Raw genomic sequence first — 19,328 nt, 5'->3', positions numbered from 1 at the left:
CGCCAGCGTTCGTCCTGAGCCAGGATCAAACTCTCCAAAGAATTTGATATAGCTCTTAAATTGACGAAGCTTGCGCTTCATTCAAAAATTGTAAAACTTTTTTTGCCTCATCGTTCAGTTTTCAAAGACCAAATTGTTGTCGTGTTAGCGACTTTTTAATAATAGCGATTTGACTTATGAAAGTCAACCACTTTTTATTTTTTTTTTACTCCCTGATGTTTTTCTGCGTGAACAACATCAGCGACGTTTATTAATATATCAGTATCCTAAAAAATCGTCAACAATTTTTCTAAAAAAACTTTATTTTTTTTGCATCCACTTAATCAAAACACAAAATCGGTCGCTGAATCGCTCCAAATGACAAAGAACGATCCACGACCGATTAAATTTTATGATGACTTAGACGGCATCTGTTTTTTCGTTTTTTTCTTCGCCACTTCAGACGAAGCCGGTTCAGTGACTTGCCCCGTCTGTTGAAAGCGATGAAGCATCAATACTTGATAGGCATTCGCGAACACTAATGTTGCAAGGGCCGGCCAGAGTAGTGGAATTTCATCCGTTGTTTGAAGGGCCGGAATCCATTCAATCAAAGTAATGACGGTCATTAAGAAAAGTGTCGGGATGAAAGCACTCATATTCGTTTGTTTCGCTTTACTCGCAGCAACTACCCAAGCGACAATTAATAACACAAGCATCTCGCCGATATAACGCCACATGTGATCATTTCCAAATGCGAGCATCCGTAAATAGACGGCATCAAAGATCGCAAAGGCGATTAACAACACCTGGACGCGATTCCATAGACGTGGCCCTCGGAATAAATCAAGACCGACCCGATGGATGATCAAATAGGCGAAGAAGCCCATCATACTGATCCCGGTCCATGTGCTCGAGTAACTAAGCGCAGTGACAATTGCCTCCCAAGACTGACTGACTAAATAACCCGGGTTCGCTAACAAGTTCATAAGGAACCCGAACAACGTCCCAAAAACGAGCGTTGTCCAAAACAAACGTAAAAATCCTTGTACTTTCATCTCTCACCGATTCACCCTTCTATTTGTTTAATGACTGCTTGCGCTAACTCGTCATACGTATGCTCAAATGGATGACCATCCCGATAGACAGAAGGTGCGAAGTCCTCTTCATTGTCATACGGTTGGCCAAGCGGAATTTGAGCAAGCAACTTACTCTTCAGTGCTTCTGATAGTTTTTCTCCACCACCATAACCGAATACGTATTCTTTTTCGCCTGTCAGTTTACTTTCGAAATAAGCCATGTTCTCAATGATACCTAGTAGTTTATGGTTCGTTTTAATCGCCATTGCCCCAGCACGAGCAGCAACGAAAGCAGCTGTCGCGTGAGGTGTCGTCACAATCAACTCCTGGCATGATGGGAGCATCGAATGGATATCAAGTGCGACATCCCCCGTTCCTGGCGGTAAGTCGAGCAATAGATAGTCTAGGTCGCCCCACTCGACGTCATTGAAGAAGTTATTTAACATTTTTCCGAGCATCGGTCCACGCCAGATAACGGGTGCATTGTCTTCAACGAAAAAGCCCATTGAAATGACCTTCACACCGAAACGCTCGACTGGAATGATCTTTTCGCCGCGAACAACTGGTCGTTCTTCGATGCCAAGCATATCCGGAACACTAAATCCGTAAATGTCCGCATCGATCAATCCAACCTTCTTGCCCGCTCGTGCAAGCGCGACCGCTAAGTTGACAGACACTGTAGATTTCCCTACCCCACCCTTACCTGAAGCGATGGCGATAAATGTTGTCCCTGAATTCTCACGAAGAATCGCCGGCTTTGTCGCTTCCTTCAAACTTTCGTCGTTCAATGCTTCAAAGCGAAGTCCAACCGTCTTAAAGCCTTTCCCCTTGAGCAATGTGACAATCTCTTGTTGTAATTGAAGCTGTTCCCCGCTCCCTGTTTGTCCGAGTGCCACTTTCACACTGACATAATCTTCTTTAATGCGGATGTCTTTTACCCCCGCTGTATCTCCAAGCGTTCGGTTGATCGTTGGATCAACGAGCCCCGCCAATTCCTCGCGTACTTGCTCTACTGTAAGCATATCGCTTCCCCCTTCTAACTGTTTCGATATCAGTATATCAAAAAAAGCGTTTTCTTGACGGCTTCGGAATCGACTATTTCAAACAAAAAACTCTCCACCCGAAAGGATGAAGAGTTCGAACCACACCGCGAAGATTAACGCTTCGAGAATTGTGGTGCGCGACGTGCTGCTTTAAGACCGTATTTTTTACGTTCTTTCATACGAGCGTCACGAGTTAAGAAGCCTTTTTCTTTGAGGCTTGGACGGAATTCTGGGTCCGCTTGAAGAAGCGCACGTGATACACCGTGGCGAATCGCTCCAGCTTGTCCAGTATATCCACCACCGTTAACGTTAACGATTACATCGTATTTTCCTTCTGTTTCAGTCAATACGAGTGGTGATTTAGCCATCATGATCAAAGTCTCATGACCGAAGTATTCTGAGATATCGCGGCCATTTACAACAACTTTACCGTCACCTGCAACGAGGTGAACGCGAGCCACCGAGTGTTTGCGGCGGCCTGTTCCGTAGTAACGTACATCTGCCATCGTTTAGTTCCTCCCTGTGTCTCGATTAACCGCGAAGTTCGTAAACTTCTGGTTTTTGTGCTTCATGCTTGTGTTCAGTTCCAGCGTAAACGTGGAGTTTGTTGAATTGTTGACGACCGAGTGATCCTTTTGGAAGCATCCCTTTGATCGCGAGTTCAAGCATACGCTCTGGACGTTTTGCGAGAAGCTCTTTTGCAGTTTGTGATTTCAAGCCGCCTGGATGACCTGAATGACGGTAGTAGATCTTGTCATTCAACTTGTTACCAGTCAATTTGATTTTCTCAGCGTTGATGATGATGACGTGGTCTCCGCAATCAACGTGTGGTGTGAAAGTCGGCTTGTGCTTACCGCGAAGAAGTGAAGCTACTTCACTAGTCAAACGACCAAGTGTTTTGCCTTCTGCGTCGATAAGGAGCCATTTGCGTTCTACTTCAGATGCTTTAGCCATGAATGTTGTGCGCATGTGGAATACCTCCTAGAAATGTCTGTTCACTTAATTTTTTGATGCTTTATCATAATCCTAGTTTACGGGGCTAAGATTGTGGTTCATCTCTAAATTTGAAAATGAAATGCCAATGAATATAATACGATTTTATAGAAGGAATGTCAATCTACTTTTTCATAATTCACATTCCACAAATATAAACCATGCGGGGGCGCGGTTATTCCCGCCATACGGCGGTCTCTCGCCTCCAACATTTGTGCGATGTCGGCAGGCTCATACTTGCCTCGCCCTATCTCGATGACTGTCCCTACCATAATTCGCACTTGATTGTACAAAAAGCCAGAACCCACGAAACGAAATATGATCTCATCATCTACTTCTAACACTTCCGTTTCATAGATAGTACGAACACGATCCTCGACCTCCGCCTTCGTCACTGAGAACGAAGTGAAGTCATGTGTTCCTACTAACAGCTTCATTGCTTGACGCATCGACTCTAGGTTTAGCGTGTAAGTAACAGTCGCAGCATAGTGTCGTCGAAACGGGTCCTCGGTCTTACGAATATAGTAGCGATATTCTTTTCGCTTGGCCCCGTAGCGAGCATGGAACAGAGCATCAGCCTCTTCAGCCTGTTTGACATGGATATCATCCGGCAACATCGCGTTTAGCGCTTTGACGAATCGTTCCGCAGGCATCTGTAGCGACGTATCAAAGTGAACCACTTGTCCTAAGGCATGGACGCCGGCGTCTGTACGACCTGAAGCGACGATTTTTACCGGTTGACGATGCATGCGTGCTAACACCGTCTCAATCTCAGCCTGAACCGTATTGCCGTTCGGTTGTACTTGATATCCCGCATAGTTGGTCCCGTCATAGGCAACTGTCAATTTAATTCGTCTCATCCAATCCCTCTCAATCCAAACAATATGAGTGTCAGTACGACAAAGATAAACAACACCATCGTGTCACGCGTATGCCACTCCATCTCGCGCAATCTCGTCCGTCCTTCACCCCCACGGTAGCCACGCGCTTCCATAGCTGTAGCGAGGTCCTCAGCACGCTTAAACGCTGAGATGAATAATGGAATTAGTAACGGAATAACTCCTTTCAATCGAGACTTCCATGGACCGCTCATCAAATCGACGCCCCGTGCTTGTTGCGCTTTCATAATGCGGTCCGTCTCGTCCGCAAGGGTCGGTAGGAAACGGAGCGAGATGGAGAGCATTAATGCAATCTCATGGGCAGGCACACGAATCCGTTCGAATGGCCGGAGACCTGCTTCAATCGAGTCGGTTAATTCCATCGGTGTCGTCGTCAATGTCACGAGCGTCGTCAACATGACGAGATAGAAGAATCGGAGCGAGACGATCAGGCCCATGCGAACCCCTTCCGAATAAATTGCAACTGGTCCGAATTCGAAGAGGAGGGTGCCGTCACGATTGAATAACAACTGCAAGACCAATGTGAAGACGATTAAAAATAAAATCATGCGTAGCCCGTTCCATAAGTAGCGCCACGATAACTGCGATAGTTTGACCACAAACAACGTGAAAGACAGCAGAAACAAGTTCGTCCATAAATTATCTGCTAAAAAGACGACCGGGATGAACCCTAAAATGAAGAGCGTCTTCGCACGTGCATCGAGTGAGTGGAGCCACGAATGTCCCGGTATATATTGACCGATAATCATGTCGCTCCCCCTTTCAACCGTTCCGCGACCCAATCCGCCAGTTCGCTCTCAGTGCGTACGAGTGGAATTACAGTTTCTCCAAAAGCCGGTGCCATATCGCGGGCGAATCGTAAAACGTGCGGGATGTCGAGCTGGAGACGTCGCACGAGCGTCTCGTCTTGGAACAGGTCAAACGGATCTCCGTCAAACGCCACCTCGCCGCGCTCCATCACCACGACGCGTTCCGCATAGGTGAGCACATCATCCATATCGTGCGAAACGAGAATAAGTGTCAGATTCAATTCTTCTCGTAACCGTTTGAATAAGGCAAGCATATCCCGTCTTCCAATCGGATCGAGACCTGCTGTCGGTTCATCGACGATAAGGACGTCAGGACGACTCGCCAAGACCCCTGCAATCGCAACACGGCGCATTTGTCCGCCCGAGAGATCAAATGGGGAACGTTCCCAAAGTGATTCATCCAAACCAACGAGTCGAAGGGCTTCATGGGCACGTTCTTTCGCTTCGGCATCTGTCGCGCCAAAATTGCGCGGACCGAACATGACGTCGCGTTCGACCGTCTCTTCAAACAATTGATGTTCGGGATATTGAAAGACGAGCCCAACGCGACGCCGAAGCGGCAAGAGATTCTGCTTTTTATCACGACGCGAACGAATCGGTGTGACGGTGATGTCATCGACTACCACACGCCCGTCTGTCGGTCGTAATAATCCGTTCATATGTTGAACAAGCGTCGATTTCCCTGAGCCTGTATGCCCAAGAAACGCAACAAGCGCTCCCGACGGAATGGTTACATTCACATCGCGCAGCGCGGTTCGTTCAAACGGAGTATTGATTTGATATTGATATGTTACTTCTTCAATGCGTATCGGCATAGATGGTTCACCAACTCCGAATGTTGTAGCATCAAACGATCGAGTGGAATGCCACGCTCCTTCAGTTCGAGTTGCATCCGAACGATAAACGGGACATCTAATTGGATGTCACGAAGCGCATCTGGATGTTGAAACACGTCTTCAGGTGTACCGGTCATCGCAATCTTACCTTTCGATAATGCAATGATACGGTCGGCAAACAACACTTCGTCGAGCTCGTGTGTAATAGCGACAACCGTCATCCCTTCCGAGACGAGCTGTCGTACCGTTTGTAATACCTCTTGTCGCCCGATTGGGTCGAGCATCGAGGTCGCTTCATCGAGCACGAGGACACGCGGGCGCATTGCGAGAGCCGCAGCTATCGCAACGCGCTGCTTTTGTCCACCGGATAACTGATGCGGTTCACGGTCCGCTAGTTCCGATAATCCAACGCGCGCTAGACTGTCATCAATTCGACGAACCATTTCTTGACGTGGAAGTCCCATGTTTTCGAGAGAAAATGCCACATCATCGCGCACGGTCGCCCCAACAAATTGATTGTCGGGATTTTGAAAGACGACCCCAATCCGCGTCCGAACGTCCCACACGTCTGCGGCGTTCGACGGATCGAGTGTCTCGACGTGGACTTCCCCCTGTTCAGGAATGAGAAGTCCGTTCCACAATTTCGTCAGTGTCGACTTGCCAGAACCATTATGGCCGACAATCGCAAGCCATTCCCCTTTGTACACATCGAGCGATAGGCCGTTAAGTGCCGGCTCAGATTGTCCAGGGTAATGAAATACGACATCCCGTACCATAATTTGTGCTTCCATAGGTCGACTCCTTTCTTATGTGGAAACAGGGCACTACGTCACCGCATGCCCTGTCGACTGCCTAATGAATTAGACGAGTTCGATGATTACAACTTCTGCACCATCACCGCGGCGTGGGCCGACTTTCATGATGCGCGTGTATCCACCTTGACGTTCAGCGTAGCGTGGTGCCACGTCTTCGAACAATTTTTGGATAGCGTCTTTTTCTCCAGCGTTCTCTTTACGAACGAATGAAGCTACTTGACGACGGGCATGAAGATCGCCACGTTTCCCAAGAGTGATCAATTTTTCAACGACTGGGCGAAGTTCTTTCGCTTTTTGTTCAGTTGTTTGAATGCGCTCGTTGATGATTAGGTCAGTTGCAAGATCACGCAAAAGCGCCTTGCGTTGCGAGCTTGTACGGCCAAGTTTCGAATAAGCCATTACATTTCCCTCCTTCGGTTGAACTTAGTCTTCTTTACGCAAGCCCAAACCGAGTTCGTCCAACTTGTGTTGAACTTCTTCGAGTGATTTACGTCCGAGGTTACGAACTTTCATCATCTCTTCCTCTGATTTGTTTGCGAGTTCTTGAACAGTGTTGATGCCAGCGCGCTTCAAGCAGTTGTACGAACGAACTGAGAGATCGAGTTCTTCAATCGTCATTTCGAGTACTTTTTCTTTTTGGTCTTCTTCTTTCTCGACCATAATTTCTGCATTGAGAGCTTCATCTGTCAAACCAACGAAGATGTTCAAGTGTTCCGTCAAAATTTTAGCCCCTAATGATACAGCTTCTTCCGGACGAATTGAACCATCTGTCCACACGTCTAATAAAAGCTTATCGAAGCTAGCGTCTTGACCGACACGTGTTTTGTCTACTTCGTAGTTCACGCGTTGAATCGGTGTATAGATCGAATCGATTGGAATGACACCAATCGGCATATCATCACGTTTGTTATCTTCTGCCTGGACGTAACCACGACCACGGCGAGCAGTCAAACGCATGCGAAGCGTCGCATTGTCAGCGAGAGTCGCGATGTAGAGCTCAGGATTCAAGATTTCAACGTCGCTATCATGGGTAATGTCTGCCGCAGTGACAGCACCGGCACTTGAAACGTTAATCTCAAGCGTTTTCTCTTCTTCCGAGTACACTTTTAGTGCTAACTTCTTGAGGTTTAGTACGATTTGAGTGACGTCTTCGACGACACCGTCAATCGTAGAGAACTCGTGAAGCACGCCATCGATTTGAACCGCTGTTACCGCTGCACCTGGGAGCGATGACAATAGAATTCGACGTAGTGAGTTACCGAGAGTAGTGCCATATCCACGTTCAAGCGGTTCTACTACGAATTTACCAAACGTAGCGTCCTCGCTGATTTCGACCGTTTCGATCTTTGGTTTTTCAATCTCGATCATCTGAACCCCTCCTTGAGTATATCCTGCCGTGCAGTTTGAACTGCTAAAGTATATGCTGTCGTGCTAGGTAAACCCTTCACACGTTCAAGCGATTATACGCGGCGACGTTTCGGAGGGCGGCAACCGTTGTGCGGAACTGGAGTTACGTCACGGATTGCAGTAACTTCAAGACCAGTAGCTTGGAGTGCACGGATAGCCGCTTCACGTCCAGCACCAGGACCTTTAACGTTAACTTCTACTGTACGCATACCGTTGTCCATTGCAACTTTCGCTGCAGTTTCAGCAGCCAATTGTGCTGCGAATGGAGTCGATTTACGTGATCCTTTAAATCCAAGGTTACCAGAAGTAGCCCATGAGATCGCGTTACCTTGCGTGTCAGTGATTGTGATGATTGTGTTGTTGAATGTAGAACGGATGTGTACCACACCGACTTCAACATGTTTTTTAACTTTACGTTTAGAACGTACGTTTTGCTTACGTTTCGCCATTGTTCAATTCCCTCCTTTACTTCTTCTTGTTCGCTACTGTACGGCGTGGGCCTTTACGAGTACGCGAGTTGTTCTTCGTGTTTTGACCGCGAACAGGGAGACTACGGCGATGACGGATACCGCGGTATGCGCCGATCTCGATCAAACGTTTGATGTTAAGTGAAACTTCACGACGAAGGTCACCTTCAACTTTGATTCCGTCAATTGCTTCACGGATACGGTTGAGTTCATCTTCAGTAAGGTCGCGTGTGCGTGTCTCTTCAGAAACGTTAGCTGCCTTCAAAATTTCTTGTGCTTTTGTTTTACCAATACCATAGATGTATGTGAGCGAAATAACGATACGTTTTTCGCGTGGAATATCTACACCAGCAATACGTGCCATGTGTGCACCTCCTCTGAAATTAACCTTGTTTTTGTTTGTGTTTCGGGTTTTCGCAAATTACCATTACTTTACCCTTACGACGAATGACTTTACATTTTTCGCAAATCGGTTTTACCGACGGTCTTACTTTCATGAGTATACCCTCCTCCTGGAAAAATCGGAGTTACTTATAACGGTACGTAATCCGCCCGCGAGTCAAGTCGTATGGAGACAACTCAACAGTTACGCGGTCACCTGGAAGGATCCGAATGTAGTGCATCCGAATTTTCCCTGAGACGTGCGCGAGCACCGTGTGGCCGTTTTCTAACTCCACTTTAAACATTGCGTTCGGAAGTGGTTCGACAACAGTGCCTTCCACTTCAATGACATCTTGTTTCGCCATCATTTATTCCCCTTTCTATATGAAAATCTTTAGGAGCACAGACGATCTATTGCCATCTACTGTGAGAGAAGGATCCTTGACGGATCAGTATGGAACAATAGAGCCTCATTCACCGGAATCGAGTTTCGTTAAAATCTCGTATCCATCGTCTGTGATGGCGATGGTGTGCTCAAAGTGGGCGCACATGCTACCGTCCACTGTGACAACTGTCCAGTTATCAGTCAGTGTTCGAACATAGCGTTGACCAGCGTTCACCATTGGTTCAATGGCTAACGTCATCCCAGTCTTCAGGCGCGGCCCTTTCCCCGGTGGACCATAGTGTGGAATTTGCGGCTCTTCATGCAAATCTTGTCCAACACCATGACCGACGTATTCGCGGACGACAGAGAAATCATTTGATTCAACATATGCTTGAATCGCATGCGAAATATCTGTCAATCGCCCTCCAGCCTTGGCGTGCTCCAATCCTTTATACAGACTTTCTTCGGTTACGTCAAGTAGCCGCTGTGTCTCTTCTGAGATTGTTCCCACTGGATAAGTCCAAGCGGAATCTCCATGATATCCATTGTAGTAGGCACCGATATCGATTGAGATGATATCTCCATCTTTCAATACCCGTTTTCCTGGAATGCCATGAACAAGCTCTTCGTTCACCGAAGCACAAACACTACCGGTAAAACCGTTGTAGCCTTTGAACGATGGTGTCGCACCTTGGCTGAGAATGTAATCTTCCGCAATCCGGTCGAGCTCAAGCGTCGTGATTCCTGGTTTAATGTGCTGTTTGAGCACCTGGTGCGTTCGAGCAACAATTTGCCCAGCCTCACGCATAATCGCAATTTCACGAGGCGTCTTCGTGATGATCATTCAGTATCACCAAGTAATGCTTTGACATCGGCATACACGACATCGATTGGACGATCTCCATCCAATGTACGAAGATACCCTTTTTCAGCGTAAAAGTCAATGAGTGGTTTCGATTGCTCGATGTTGACTTCAAGGCGACGGCGAACCGTTTCCTCTTTATCGTCTTCACGTTGCATAAGAGCCGACCCATCCACATCACAGATGCCTTCCACTTTTGGTGGGTTGAAGATCACATGATATGTCGCGCCACACGTTGGGCAGATCCAACGACCTGTCAAGCGTGGAACGAGAATTTCCGCATCCACATCGATGTTGACGACGTGGTCAATCTGTTTCCCCAAATCTTTAAGCAAACTTTCGAGTGCCTCTGCTTGAGCAACAGTACGCGGGAATCCATCGAGTAAGAAACCTTTTTCTGTGTCATCTTGACTAAGACGTTCCCGTACGATTCCGATTGTTACCTCATCCGGTACGAGTTCACCTTTATCCATGAATGACTTAGCTTCTTTACCGAGTGGCGTTCCGCCTTTGATTGCCGCACGAAACATGTCGCCTGTCGAAATGTGAGGGATTTGGTACTCTTCTACAATTTTAGCAGCTTGAGTCCCTTTCCCAGCACCCGGTAAGCCCATGAGTACTAGATTCATCTCGGTTAGCCTCCAGTTTTGATTTTCACGAAGATCTCGTAAACACGACAGGAAGGAAGGGTTGACCCTTCCTTCCGCTTTAACGGATAAAGCCTTTATAGTGTCGTTTTACAAGTTGACTCTCGATTTGTTTCATCGTTTCGAGGGCTACCCCGATGACGATCAATAAGCTCGTTCCTCCGATTTGAACGGAAGTTGGAAGACCGGCAAGCTTAATGAAGATTGTCGGCATGATCGCCACGAACGATAAGAAAATCGCTCCGAAGAAAGTCAATCGATACAGCAACTTCGTGATGTACTGTTCTGTTTGCGCCCCAGGACGAATCCCAGGAATATAACCACCTTGCTTCTGCAAGTTTTCTGCCATCTGCTCTGGATTCACCTGAACAAATGTATAGAAGTAAGAGAACGCAATGATTAACGCAACATAAATCGACATTCCGATTGGCGCCGTCGTGTCAAAGTACGTTTGTAATTTTTGCGTTGTCTCTGGAGAAGCAATGAAGCTTGCAACAGTTGGCGGTGTTACCATGAAGGAAATCGCGAAGATTACCGGGATAACACCTGCTGCGTTTAGCTTGATTGGCAAGTGCGTCGACTGTCCGCCCACTGGGGTACGGTTTGCCGTGCGTTTTGCATATTGGATTGGGATTTTGCGTGCCGCTTGTTGAACATAAATGATCCCAACCGTCACGGCCAAAATCACAAGGGCCAATACAACCAAGTAAACGATATTAATGAACAATGCATCTCCAGCGTTTTGGAGTTTTGTTTCATAAACCTGCGTAAAGATTCTTGGGAACCCGGCGACGATACCCGCGAAGATGATGATGGAAATACCATTCCCAACACCTTTCTCCGTTGTCATTTCACCAAGGAACATCAAGAACGCTGTACCCGCAGTGAGTACAATCGCGATCACAAAGTAAGTTGCCGTTCCCCACGTCTCATTGACGAGACCTGGGTACAGGCGGTTAAATCCAAACGACAATGATGTCGCTTGAACAAAGCCTAAGATGATCGTCCCATAGCGCGTGACCGTCGCTAACTTTTTACGGCCCGCCTCTCCTTGTTTGGCCCATTCGGCAAACTTTGGAACGACGTCCATTTGTAAAAGTTGCACAACGATCGATGCCGTGATGTACGGCATGATCCCCATTGCGAACAAGGAGAAGTTCTGTAAAGCATTTCCTCCAAACAAGTTCAAGAAGTCAAGAAGACCTCCTGAGTCAAAACGCAACACATCCGTATTCACCATCGGCACCGGGATATGAGCCCCGATGCGGAAAATGATGATGATTGCGAGTGTGAAGAGAATACGCTGTCGAATATCTTTCACGCGCCACATATTGGAGATCGTCTGAAACATCAGATCACCTCAACTGTACCGCCAGCTGCTTCGATCGCTTCTTTCGCTGCACCCGAGAACTTGTTGGCTTTTACAGTCAATTTAGTTTCAAGCTTGCCGTTGGCAAGAACTTTGATTCCGTCTTTAGCAGAGCTGACAACACCAGTCTCAATTAAGAGTTCTGGAGTAACTTCAGTACCTGCTTCGAAACGGTTAAGCGTGTCTAGGGAAACAACCGCATACTCTTTACGAGTTGGGTTGTTGAAACCGCGTTTTGGAAGACGACGGTAAAGTGGATTTTGTCCACCTTCAAATCCTGGACGAACGCCACCGCCCGAACGAGCTTTTTGACCTTTGTGTCCACGACCAGAAGTTTTACCGTTACCAGTCGCCATTCCGCGACCGACACGGTTACGTTCGTGACGTGAACCTGGAGTTGGCTTCAATTCATGGAGTTTCATAGTGGCACCTCCTTATTTATTAAAATCTTTATTATTCGTTGATTTCTTTTACAGTCACAAGGTGCGACACTTTGTTGATCATACCGCGCATCGCGACGTTGTCAGGGACAACGACCGTTTGATGCATTTTACGAAGACCGAGTGTACGTACAGTAACACGCTGACCTTCCGGACGACCAATAGTGCTGCGTGTGAGGGTGATTGCGAGTTTCGCCATGTCTAGTTCCCTCCCTTAGTTAAGAAGTTCTTCTACGCTTTTACCACGTAGTTTAGCAACTTCCTCTGCTTTTTTGAGCTCTGTCAAGCCTTGAACCGTCGCACGGACGATGTTGATCGGTGTGTTTGAACCTAACGATTTCGAAAGGATGTCACCTACACCTGCAAGTTCGAGCACCGCACGAACTGGACCACCAGCGATAACCCCAGTACCTTCAGAAGCTGGTTTCATGAATACACGACCTGCTCCGAATACTCCTGTGATTTCGTGTGGAATTGTTGTACCAACCATAGGTACTTGTACCATGTTTTTCTTAGCGGCTTCAATAGCCTTGCGAATCGCTTCTGGCACCTCTTGTGCCTTACCTGTACCGAAACCGACGTGACCATTTTTGTCACCTACGACTACGAGAGCAGCAAAACGGAAGCGGCGGCCACCTTTTACGACTTTCGCGACGCGGTTTACGGTAACAACGCGTTCTTCAAGTTGTTCCATGTTAACGTCTAACTGGCGCATCGAGTGTCCCCTCCTTTTTATTAGAATTTAAGACCTGCTTCACGAGCTGCTTCTGCAACAGCTTTGACGCGGCCATGATAGAGGTATCCACCACGGTCGAACACAACTGTGTCGATACCTTTCTCGAGTGCACGTTCTGCAGCAAGTTTACCAACAGCTTTCGCTGCTTCAACGTTACCGCCATTTGTAAGATCGAGAGCTTTATCTTTCGAAGATGCAGACACAAGCGTTGTTTGTGCCGCGTCATCGATAAGTTGAACGTAAATGTGTTTGCTCGAACGGAATACGTTCAAACGTGGACGAGCTGCCGTCCCCGTGATCGTACGACGTACGCGAGCATGACGCTTTTTACGAACTGCATTTTTATCTGCTTTTGTGATCATTTATGCCACTCCTTTCCGTTCATTTCGTGACGAATTACTTACCAGTCTTACCTTCTTTACGGCGAATACGTTCATCAGAGTAACGAACACCTTTACCTTTGTAAGGTTCTGGAGCACGGTACGAGCGGATTTGAGCAGCAACGTGACCGACGCGCTCTTTGTTAATCCCTTTTACGATGATTTGCGTGTTTGAAGGAACTTCGATTTCGATACCTTCCTCAGCAACGTACTCGATTGGGTGCGAGTAACCGAGGTTGAGGACGAGTTTGTTACCTTGCTTCGTAGCACGGTAACCAACCCCCGAGATCTCAAGTGTTTTTTGGAATCCGTTCGACACACCTTGTACCATGTTGGCAATAAGGGCACGTGTCGTACCGTGAATTGTACGGCTTTCTTTCGATTCGTCTGGACGAACAACCGTCAATTCGTTCTCTTCAATTTTGATTTCCAATGCCGGGTTAGCTGAAAGCGAAAGTTCACCTTTAGCACCTTTTACTGTGACCGTGTTGTCATTAGCAACTGTTACAGTAACGCCAGCAGGAATCGTAACTGGTTTTTTACCAATACGTGACATTGATTACACCTCCGTTCTTGTTAGAAAAGTGACTTACCAGATGTAGGCGAGCACTTCGCCGCCGACTTGTTGTTGGCGAGCTTCTTTATCAGTCATAAGACCTTTAGATGTCGAAAGAACTGCGATTCCGAGTCCTCCGAGTACTTTTGGTACTTCATCAGCTTTTGCGTATACACGAAGACCTGGTTTCGAAATACGTTTGAGACCAGTGATTACACGTTCGTTGCTTGCTCCATATTTAAGGAAAAGACGAAGTGTACCTTGTTTAGCGTCCTCGATATATTCAACATCGCGAATGAAACCTTCACGCTTAAGGATTTCAGCGATCTCACGTTTAATGTTCGAAGCTGGGAGCTCCATTTTTTCATGGCGAACCATGTTAGCGTTACGGATACGTGTAAGCATATCTGCAATAGGGTCTGTCATTACCATGCGATGTACCTCCTTTCACACTGTTAGTGGATTACCAGCTTGCTTTTTTAACACCAGGGATTTGACCTTTGTATGCAAGATCACGGAACTTGATACGGCTGATCCCGAATTTACCCATGTAACCATGCGGACGACCTGTGATGCTGCAACGGTTGTGCAAGCGTACAGGTGACGAGTTACGTGGCAATTTGCTGAGTCCGATATAATCGCCTTCAGCTTTCAACTTCGCACGCTTTTCAGCGTACTGGGCAACGAGTTTCTCGCGTTTAAGTTCGCGATTCACCATTGACTTTTTAGCCATGTTGTCGACCTCCCTTTAGATTATTTTTGGAATGGCATACCGAGAAGTGTGAGTAATTCACGTGCTTCTTCGTCTGTGTTTGCTGTTGTAACAACAACGATGTCCATACCGCGTACTTTAGATACTTTATCGTAATCGATCTCAGGGAAAATAAGTTGCTCTTTCACGCCAAGCGTGTAGTTACCGCGTCCGTCGAATGCTTTCTTCGATACACCGCGGAAGTCACGTACACGTGGAAGTGAAACAGTTACCAATTTGTCGAGGAAATCGTACATACGCTCGCCACGAAGTGTAACCTTCGCACCGATTGGCATACCTTCACGAAGCTTGAAACCAGCGATTGATTTCTTCGCTTTCGTTACGAGTGGTTTTTGACCAGAAAGAATTGATAATTCTTCCACTGCCATGTCAAGTGCTTTCGAGTTCGAAACAGCATCACCTACACCCATGTTGATGACGATCTTTTCGATTTTCGGTACTTGCATGACTGAGTCATAGTTGAATTTATCCATCATCGCTTTCACGATGTCGCTTTTATACTTCTCTTGCAAACGGTTCATAGTCGAATGGACCTCCTTTCGTCACGTTCTTCTTATTTATCGAGTACTTCGCCCGATTTCGCGACACGAACTTTTTTACCATCGACTACTTTGAAACCAACACGAGTTGGTTTGCCAGTTTTAGGGTCGAGTGGCATTACGTTCGAGACGTGAATTGGTGCTTCGATCTCAAGGATCCCGCCTTGTGGATTCGCTTGTGATGGTTTCGCGTGTTTTTTCATCACGTTTACACCTTCAACCAATACGCGGTTCTTGCTTGGCATAGCTTTGAGGATAACCCCTTGCTTGCCTTTATCTTTACCAGACATTACCTGGACTGTATCGCCTTTTTTAACATGCATCGTTTGCGCACCTCCTTATAGGATTGAAATTGGAAATTAAAGTACTTCCGGTGCCAACGAAACGATCTTCATGAATTCTTTTTCACGAAGTTCACGTGCAACTGGCCCGAAGATCCGTGTGCCGCGTGGGCTCTTGTCATCTTTGATAATGACTGCTGCGTTCTCATCGAAACGGATGTACGAACCATCTTTACGACGAGCGCCGCGTTTTGTACGAACGACAACTGCTCTGACAACGTCACCTTTTTTAACAACGCCACCTGGTGTTGCTTGTTTTACCGTTGCGACGATAACGTCACCGATGTTTGCAGTCTTACGACCAGAACCACCGAGAACCTTAATTGTCAACAGTTCACGCGCGCCAGAGTTGTCTGCTACTTTCAAGCGAGATTCTTGTTGAATCATGCGAGTGTACCTCCCTCCGGATGTTTAATAAATCCGAACTGTTATTAGATGATTACTGATTCTTCTACTACTGTTACAAGACGGAAACGTTTGTCTTTAGAAAGAGGACGTGTTTCCGCGATGCGAACGATATCGCCCACTTTAGCGACGTTGTTCTCATCGTGTGCTTTATATTTTTTCGTGTAGTTTACACGTTTGCCATAAAGTTTATGACGAACCTTTGTTTCTACTGCGACGACGATCGTTTTGTCCATTTTGTCAGACACGACGCGACCAGTGAACACTTTACGGTTGTTGCGTTCCATGAGTGTTACCTCCTCTCAAGAATCCGATGTAATTAGGCGTTGTTGATGCCGAGTTCGCGTTCACGAAGAATCGTTTTAGCACGCGCAATCGACTTGCGTACTTCACGGATACGAGCAGGATTCTCAAGCTGACCTGTAGCAAGTTGGAAGCGCAGGTTAAAGAGTTCTTCTTTCCACTCGCCCACTTTACCGTTGAGCTCTTCAGTTGTTGATTGACGGAGATCAGTTGCTTTCATTCGTATCACCACCATTTTCTTCACGTTTCACGAACTTACATTTCACTGGAAGTTTGTGCGATGCAAGACGAAGTGCCTCACGTGCCACTTCCTCAGATACACCTGCGATTTCGAACATTACTTTGCCAGGCTTAACTACAGCTACCCAGCCTTCTGGAGCACCTTTACCCGAACCCATTCGGACTTCGAGAGGCTTTTTAGTGTAAGGTTTGTGTGGGAAAATCTTGATCCACACTTTACCACCACGTTTCATATAACGTGTCATTGCAATACGTGCTGATTCGATTTGACGGTTTGTAATCCAGCTCGCTTCGAGAGCTTGGAGACCGAACTCACCGAAGTGTACAGTTGTGCCGCGTTTAGCGTTCCCGCGCATTTTACCACGGTGTACACGACGATATTTCACGCGTTTAGGTAACAACATAGTGTGTTGCCTCCTTCCTGAAAGAGTGTTTATTATTCAGCGTTTTTCGCTGTATTGTTTTTTGTTGGAAGAACTTCACCGTGGTATAACCAAACTTTTACGCCGATTTTACCGTAAGTTGTGTCAGCTTCAGCTGTTCCGTAGTCGATGTCGGCACGGAGTGTGTGAAGTGGAACTGTTCCTTCCGAGTATTTCTCTGAACGAGCGATATCAGCGCCACCAAGACGACCAGAAACTTCTGTTTTGATCCCTTTGATGCCTGTGCGCATCGAACGTTGAATTGATTGTTTCATTGCACGACGGAATGATACACGACCTTCCAATTGACGAGCAATGTTTTCTGCTACAAGCTTCGCTACAGCGTCAGCATTTTTCACTTCAACAACGTTGATGTGAACGCGTTTTCCGTCAGCGAGTTTTGTGATGTGTTTACGGAGTGATTCGATTTCAGAACCACCTTTACCGATTACCATACCTGGCTTCGCAGTGTGAAGCGAAATGTTCACGCGGTTTGCAGCGCGTTCGATTTCAACTTTAGAAACACTAGCATCCTTCATTTTGTTTTCGATGTATTCACGAATAACGAAGTCTTCATGAAGGAGATCAGCGTAGTCTTTCTCAGCGTACCAACGCGAATCCCAGTCTTTGATAACACCAACGCGAAGACCGTGCGGATTTACCTTTTGACCCACTACATATCCCTCCTTATTTCTCAGTTACCACGATGTGGATGTGGCTTGTGCGTTTGTTAATGCGGCTTGCGCGACCCATCGCACGTGGGCGGAAGCGTTTGAGTGTTGGACCTTCGTTGACAAAAGCTTCTGTTACAACAAGGTTCTCAATGTTCATATCGTAGTTGTGCTCTGCGTTAGCAATCGCTGATTTTAATACTTTCTCAACGACTGGCGATGCTGCCTTGTTTGTGTGAGCAAGGACAGAGAGCGCTTCGCCGACTTGTTTCCCGCGAATTAAGTCTACAACGAGACGTGCTTTGCGAGGAGCAAGACGGACCATATTAGCTGATGCTTTAGCTTGCATGGATTTGACCTCCCCTCAAATTACCGTTTCGTTTTCTTGTCTGATCCGTGACCTTTGTACGTGCGTGTTGGAGCGAATTCACCAAGTTTGTGACCAACCATGTCTTCTGTCACGAATACTGGTACGTGTTTACGACCATCGTGTACACCGAACGTGTGACCCATGAATTCTGGGAAGATCGTCGAGCGACGTGACCAAGTTTTGATGACTTGCTTCTCACCAGATTCGTTGATTTTATCAACTTTAGCGAGCAAGTGGTGATCTGCGAATGGACCTTTTTTCAAGCTGCGACCCATGTTAGAACCTCCCTTTGGAATGATTCGGGAACGGCCCTTTCGAACCGCCCGAGAATCATGTAGTAATTATTTCTTACGGCGACGAAGGATGTACATGTCGCTCGATTTGTTTTTCTTACGAGTCTTAAGACCAAGAGCTGGTTTACCCCAAGGAGTAAGTGGGCCCGAACGACCGATTGGCGCACGACCTTCACCACCACCGTGTGGGTGATCAACCGGGTTCATTACAGAACCACGTACTGTTGGGCGTTTGCCTAACCAACGTGAACGTCCTGCTTTACCGATGTTTACGAGTTCGTGTTCTTCGTTACCAACTGAACCGATTGTCGCGCGGCAAGTGCCGAGGAACAAGCGTGATTCACCAGATTGAAGACGAACGATGACGTACTTGCCGTCACGTCCTTGGATTTGTGCCGATGCACCAGCCGCACGAACTAGCTGACCGCCTTTGCCAGGCTTAAGCTCGATGTTGTGGATTGTTGTACCGACAGGGATGTTTACAAGTGGAAGAGCGTTCCCCACTTTGATATCCGCCTCAGGACCAGACATGATTTCCATGCCCACTTTGATGCCCTTAGGAGCGAGGATGTAACGTTTCTCACCATCTACATAGTTGATGAGTGCGATGTTAGCTGAACGGTTTGGATCGTATTCGATCGTTGACACACGTCCTGCAACGCCATCTTTGTTACGTTTGAAATCGATGATACGGTATTTACGCTTGTGACCGCCACCTTGGTGACGAACAGTCAAGCGACCTTGGTTGTTACGTCCGCCTTTTTTCGAAAGCTTTTCAGTTAACGATTTTTCAGGGCGATTCGTTGTAATCTCTGCAAAATCAAGAGATGTCATGTTACGACGACCGTTAGTGGTCGGCTTAAACTTTTTGATTGCCATCGAGGATTCCCTC

34 protein-coding genes are annotated in these 19,328 nt (G+C 46.9%); all 34 read right to left on the bottom strand.

Annotation, left to right across the window (positions count from 1 at the left end; genetic code table 11):
- Positions 1 to 389 precede the first annotated feature (389 nt).
- Positions 390 to 1,010, bottom strand: coding sequence for a KinB-signaling pathway activation protein (locus KNO95_RS13935; protein ID WP_235181820.1), 621 nt, complete (start codon positions 1,008 to 1,010; stop codon positions 390 to 392).
- A gap of 35 nt (positions 1,011 to 1,045) precedes the next feature.
- Positions 1,046 to 2,077 (bottom strand): P-loop NTPase, encoded by a 1,032-nt coding sequence (locus KNO95_RS13930; RefSeq protein WP_026824853.1) that lies wholly within the window; start codon positions 2,075 to 2,077, stop codon positions 1,046 to 1,048.
- Between the two features lie 134 nt (positions 2,078 to 2,211).
- Entirely contained in the window at positions 2,212 to 2,604 is a 393-nt protein-coding gene (gene rpsI / locus KNO95_RS13925; protein WP_012727644.1) for a 30S ribosomal protein S9, read from the bottom strand.
- A gap of 25 nt (positions 2,605 to 2,629) precedes the next feature.
- Positions 2,630 to 3,067, bottom strand: coding sequence for a 50S ribosomal protein L13 (gene rplM, locus KNO95_RS13920; protein WP_026824852.1), 438 nt, complete (start codon positions 3,065 to 3,067; stop codon positions 2,630 to 2,632).
- Between the two features lie 143 nt (positions 3,068 to 3,210).
- Positions 3,211 to 3,951 carry a tRNA pseudouridine(38-40) synthase TruA gene (gene truA, locus KNO95_RS13915; RefSeq protein ID WP_214879404.1) on the bottom strand — a complete coding sequence of 247 codons (741 nt, stop codon included), beginning with the start codon at positions 3,949 to 3,951 and terminating at the stop codon, positions 3,211 to 3,213.
- A complete protein-coding gene (locus KNO95_RS13910) occupies positions 3,948 to 4,739 on the bottom strand; it encodes an energy-coupling factor transporter transmembrane component T family protein (RefSeq protein ID WP_026824850.1) in 792 nt (263 codons plus the stop codon). Before KNO95_RS13910 ends, truA begins: the two co-directional genes overlap by 4 nt.
- Positions 4,736 to 5,614: an energy-coupling factor transporter ATPase gene (locus KNO95_RS13905; protein WP_214879402.1), complete on the bottom strand. Its 879-nt coding sequence runs from the start codon at positions 5,612 to 5,614 to the stop codon at positions 4,736 to 4,738. Before KNO95_RS13905 ends, KNO95_RS13910 begins: the two co-directional genes overlap by 4 nt.
- Entirely contained in the window at positions 5,590 to 6,426 is an 837-nt protein-coding gene (locus tag KNO95_RS13900; RefSeq protein WP_214704372.1) for an energy-coupling factor transporter ATPase, read from the bottom strand. Before KNO95_RS13900 ends, KNO95_RS13905 begins: the two co-directional genes overlap by 25 nt.
- 69 nt (positions 6,427 to 6,495) lie before the next feature.
- On the bottom strand, positions 6,496 to 6,849 hold the full coding sequence (gene rplQ / locus KNO95_RS13895) for a 50S ribosomal protein L17 (RefSeq protein ID WP_012727650.1): 354 nt from the start codon (positions 6,847 to 6,849) through the stop codon (positions 6,496 to 6,498).
- A gap of 24 nt (positions 6,850 to 6,873) precedes the next feature.
- Complete coding sequence (locus tag KNO95_RS13890; protein ID WP_026824847.1) at positions 6,874 to 7,818, bottom strand: DNA-directed RNA polymerase subunit alpha; 945 nt, start codon at positions 7,816 to 7,818, stop codon at positions 6,874 to 6,876.
- 92 nt (positions 7,819 to 7,910) lie between these two features.
- A complete protein-coding gene (gene rpsK, locus KNO95_RS13885) occupies positions 7,911 to 8,306 on the bottom strand; it encodes a 30S ribosomal protein S11 (RefSeq protein WP_021066624.1) in 396 nt (131 codons plus the stop codon).
- Positions 8,307 to 8,322: 16 nt separating this feature from the next.
- Positions 8,323 to 8,688 (bottom strand): 30S ribosomal protein S13, encoded by a 366-nt coding sequence (rpsM, locus tag KNO95_RS13880; RefSeq protein ID WP_012727653.1) that lies wholly within the window; start codon positions 8,686 to 8,688, stop codon positions 8,323 to 8,325.
- A gap of 19 nt (positions 8,689 to 8,707) precedes the next feature.
- Positions 8,708 to 8,821 carry a 50S ribosomal protein L36 gene (gene rpmJ, locus KNO95_RS13875; protein WP_003156543.1) on the bottom strand — a complete coding sequence of 38 codons (114 nt, stop codon included), beginning with the start codon at positions 8,819 to 8,821 and terminating at the stop codon, positions 8,708 to 8,710.
- A gap of 30 nt (positions 8,822 to 8,851) precedes the next feature.
- Positions 8,852 to 9,070 (bottom strand): translation initiation factor IF-1, encoded by a 219-nt coding sequence (gene infA / locus KNO95_RS13870; protein WP_021066622.1) that lies wholly within the window; start codon positions 9,068 to 9,070, stop codon positions 8,852 to 8,854.
- Positions 9,071 to 9,175: 105 nt separating this feature from the next.
- A complete protein-coding gene (gene map / locus KNO95_RS13865; RefSeq protein WP_214879400.1) occupies positions 9,176 to 9,934 on the bottom strand; it encodes a type I methionyl aminopeptidase in 759 nt (252 codons plus the stop codon).
- Positions 9,931 to 10,581 (bottom strand): adenylate kinase, encoded by a 651-nt coding sequence (locus KNO95_RS13860; RefSeq protein ID WP_026824845.1) that lies wholly within the window; start codon positions 10,579 to 10,581, stop codon positions 9,931 to 9,933. The genes map and KNO95_RS13860 overlap by 4 nt, the downstream gene beginning before the upstream one ends.
- Before the next feature lie 79 nt (positions 10,582 to 10,660).
- Positions 10,661 to 11,950, bottom strand: coding sequence for a preprotein translocase subunit SecY (secY, locus tag KNO95_RS13855; RefSeq protein ID WP_026824844.1), 1,290 nt, complete (start codon positions 11,948 to 11,950; stop codon positions 10,661 to 10,663).
- A complete protein-coding gene (rplO, locus tag KNO95_RS13850; RefSeq protein WP_012727658.1) occupies positions 11,950 to 12,390 on the bottom strand; it encodes a 50S ribosomal protein L15 in 441 nt (146 codons plus the stop codon). The genes secY and rplO overlap by 1 nt, the downstream gene beginning before the upstream one ends.
- Before the next feature lie 31 nt (positions 12,391 to 12,421).
- Positions 12,422 to 12,607, bottom strand: a complete 186-nt coding sequence (gene rpmD, locus KNO95_RS13845) for a 50S ribosomal protein L30 (RefSeq protein WP_012727659.1) — start codon at positions 12,605 to 12,607, stop codon at positions 12,422 to 12,424.
- Positions 12,608 to 12,622: 15 nt separating this feature from the next.
- Positions 12,623 to 13,123 (bottom strand): 30S ribosomal protein S5, encoded by a 501-nt coding sequence (gene rpsE, locus KNO95_RS13840; protein WP_012727660.1) that lies wholly within the window; start codon positions 13,121 to 13,123, stop codon positions 12,623 to 12,625.
- A 20-nt stretch (positions 13,124 to 13,143) separates the two neighbouring features.
- On the bottom strand, positions 13,144 to 13,506 hold the full coding sequence (gene rplR, locus KNO95_RS13835; protein ID WP_012727661.1) for a 50S ribosomal protein L18: 363 nt from the start codon (positions 13,504 to 13,506) through the stop codon (positions 13,144 to 13,146).
- Between the two features lie 34 nt (positions 13,507 to 13,540).
- Positions 13,541 to 14,080 (bottom strand): 50S ribosomal protein L6, encoded by a 540-nt coding sequence (gene rplF, locus KNO95_RS13830; protein WP_026824843.1) that lies wholly within the window; start codon positions 14,078 to 14,080, stop codon positions 13,541 to 13,543.
- 33 nt (positions 14,081 to 14,113) lie between these two features.
- Entirely contained in the window at positions 14,114 to 14,512 is a 399-nt protein-coding gene (gene rpsH / locus KNO95_RS13825) for a 30S ribosomal protein S8 (RefSeq protein WP_026824842.1), read from the bottom strand.
- A gap of 31 nt (positions 14,513 to 14,543) precedes the next feature.
- On the bottom strand, positions 14,544 to 14,813 hold the full coding sequence (gene rpsN, locus KNO95_RS13820) for a 30S ribosomal protein S14 (protein WP_012727664.1): 270 nt from the start codon (positions 14,811 to 14,813) through the stop codon (positions 14,544 to 14,546).
- Between the two features lie 20 nt (positions 14,814 to 14,833).
- Positions 14,834 to 15,373, bottom strand: a complete 540-nt coding sequence (gene rplE / locus KNO95_RS13815; RefSeq protein WP_026824841.1) for a 50S ribosomal protein L5 — start codon at positions 15,371 to 15,373, stop codon at positions 14,834 to 14,836.
- Between the two features lie 32 nt (positions 15,374 to 15,405).
- Positions 15,406 to 15,714 carry a 50S ribosomal protein L24 gene (gene rplX / locus KNO95_RS13810; RefSeq protein WP_026824840.1) on the bottom strand — a complete coding sequence of 103 codons (309 nt, stop codon included), beginning with the start codon at positions 15,712 to 15,714 and terminating at the stop codon, positions 15,406 to 15,408.
- 36 nt (positions 15,715 to 15,750) lie between these two features.
- Positions 15,751 to 16,119 carry a 50S ribosomal protein L14 gene (gene rplN, locus KNO95_RS13805; protein ID WP_026824839.1) on the bottom strand — a complete coding sequence of 123 codons (369 nt, stop codon included), beginning with the start codon at positions 16,117 to 16,119 and terminating at the stop codon, positions 15,751 to 15,753.
- Positions 16,120 to 16,163: 44 nt separating this feature from the next.
- Positions 16,164 to 16,424 carry a 30S ribosomal protein S17 gene (gene rpsQ / locus KNO95_RS13800; protein ID WP_012727668.1) on the bottom strand — a complete coding sequence of 87 codons (261 nt, stop codon included), beginning with the start codon at positions 16,422 to 16,424 and terminating at the stop codon, positions 16,164 to 16,166.
- 32 nt (positions 16,425 to 16,456) lie between these two features.
- The gene (gene rpmC, locus KNO95_RS13795; protein ID WP_026824838.1) at positions 16,457 to 16,660 is read right to left on the bottom strand and encodes a 50S ribosomal protein L29; all 204 of its coding nucleotides are present in this window, start codon (positions 16,658 to 16,660) and stop codon (positions 16,457 to 16,459) included.
- Positions 16,647 to 17,084 carry a 50S ribosomal protein L16 gene (gene rplP, locus KNO95_RS13790; protein WP_012727670.1) on the bottom strand — a complete coding sequence of 146 codons (438 nt, stop codon included), beginning with the start codon at positions 17,082 to 17,084 and terminating at the stop codon, positions 16,647 to 16,649. The genes rpmC and rplP overlap by 14 nt, the downstream gene beginning before the upstream one ends.
- A 32-nt stretch (positions 17,085 to 17,116) precedes the next feature.
- Positions 17,117 to 17,776, bottom strand: a complete 660-nt coding sequence (gene rpsC / locus KNO95_RS13785) for a 30S ribosomal protein S3 (protein WP_026824837.1) — start codon at positions 17,774 to 17,776, stop codon at positions 17,117 to 17,119.
- A gap of 13 nt (positions 17,777 to 17,789) precedes the next feature.
- Positions 17,790 to 18,122 (bottom strand): 50S ribosomal protein L22, encoded by a 333-nt coding sequence (gene rplV, locus KNO95_RS13780; RefSeq protein ID WP_024372186.1) that lies wholly within the window; start codon positions 18,120 to 18,122, stop codon positions 17,790 to 17,792.
- A 20-nt stretch (positions 18,123 to 18,142) separates the two neighbouring features.
- On the bottom strand, positions 18,143 to 18,418 hold the full coding sequence (rpsS, locus tag KNO95_RS13775; protein ID WP_026824836.1) for a 30S ribosomal protein S19: 276 nt from the start codon (positions 18,416 to 18,418) through the stop codon (positions 18,143 to 18,145).
- Positions 18,419 to 18,484: 66 nt separating this feature from the next.
- A complete protein-coding gene (gene rplB / locus KNO95_RS13770; protein WP_214879398.1) occupies positions 18,485 to 19,315 on the bottom strand; it encodes a 50S ribosomal protein L2 in 831 nt (276 codons plus the stop codon).
- Positions 19,316 to 19,328 lie beyond the last annotated feature (13 nt).

It is taken from the genome of Exiguobacterium sp. ERU653 (assembly GCF_018617775.1).
Lineage (GTDB): Bacteria > Bacillota > Bacilli > Exiguobacteriales > Exiguobacteriaceae > Exiguobacterium > Exiguobacterium marinum.
Note: the sequence above shows the minus strand (reverse complement) of the source record. Positions and strands in the feature narration are given on the sequence as shown.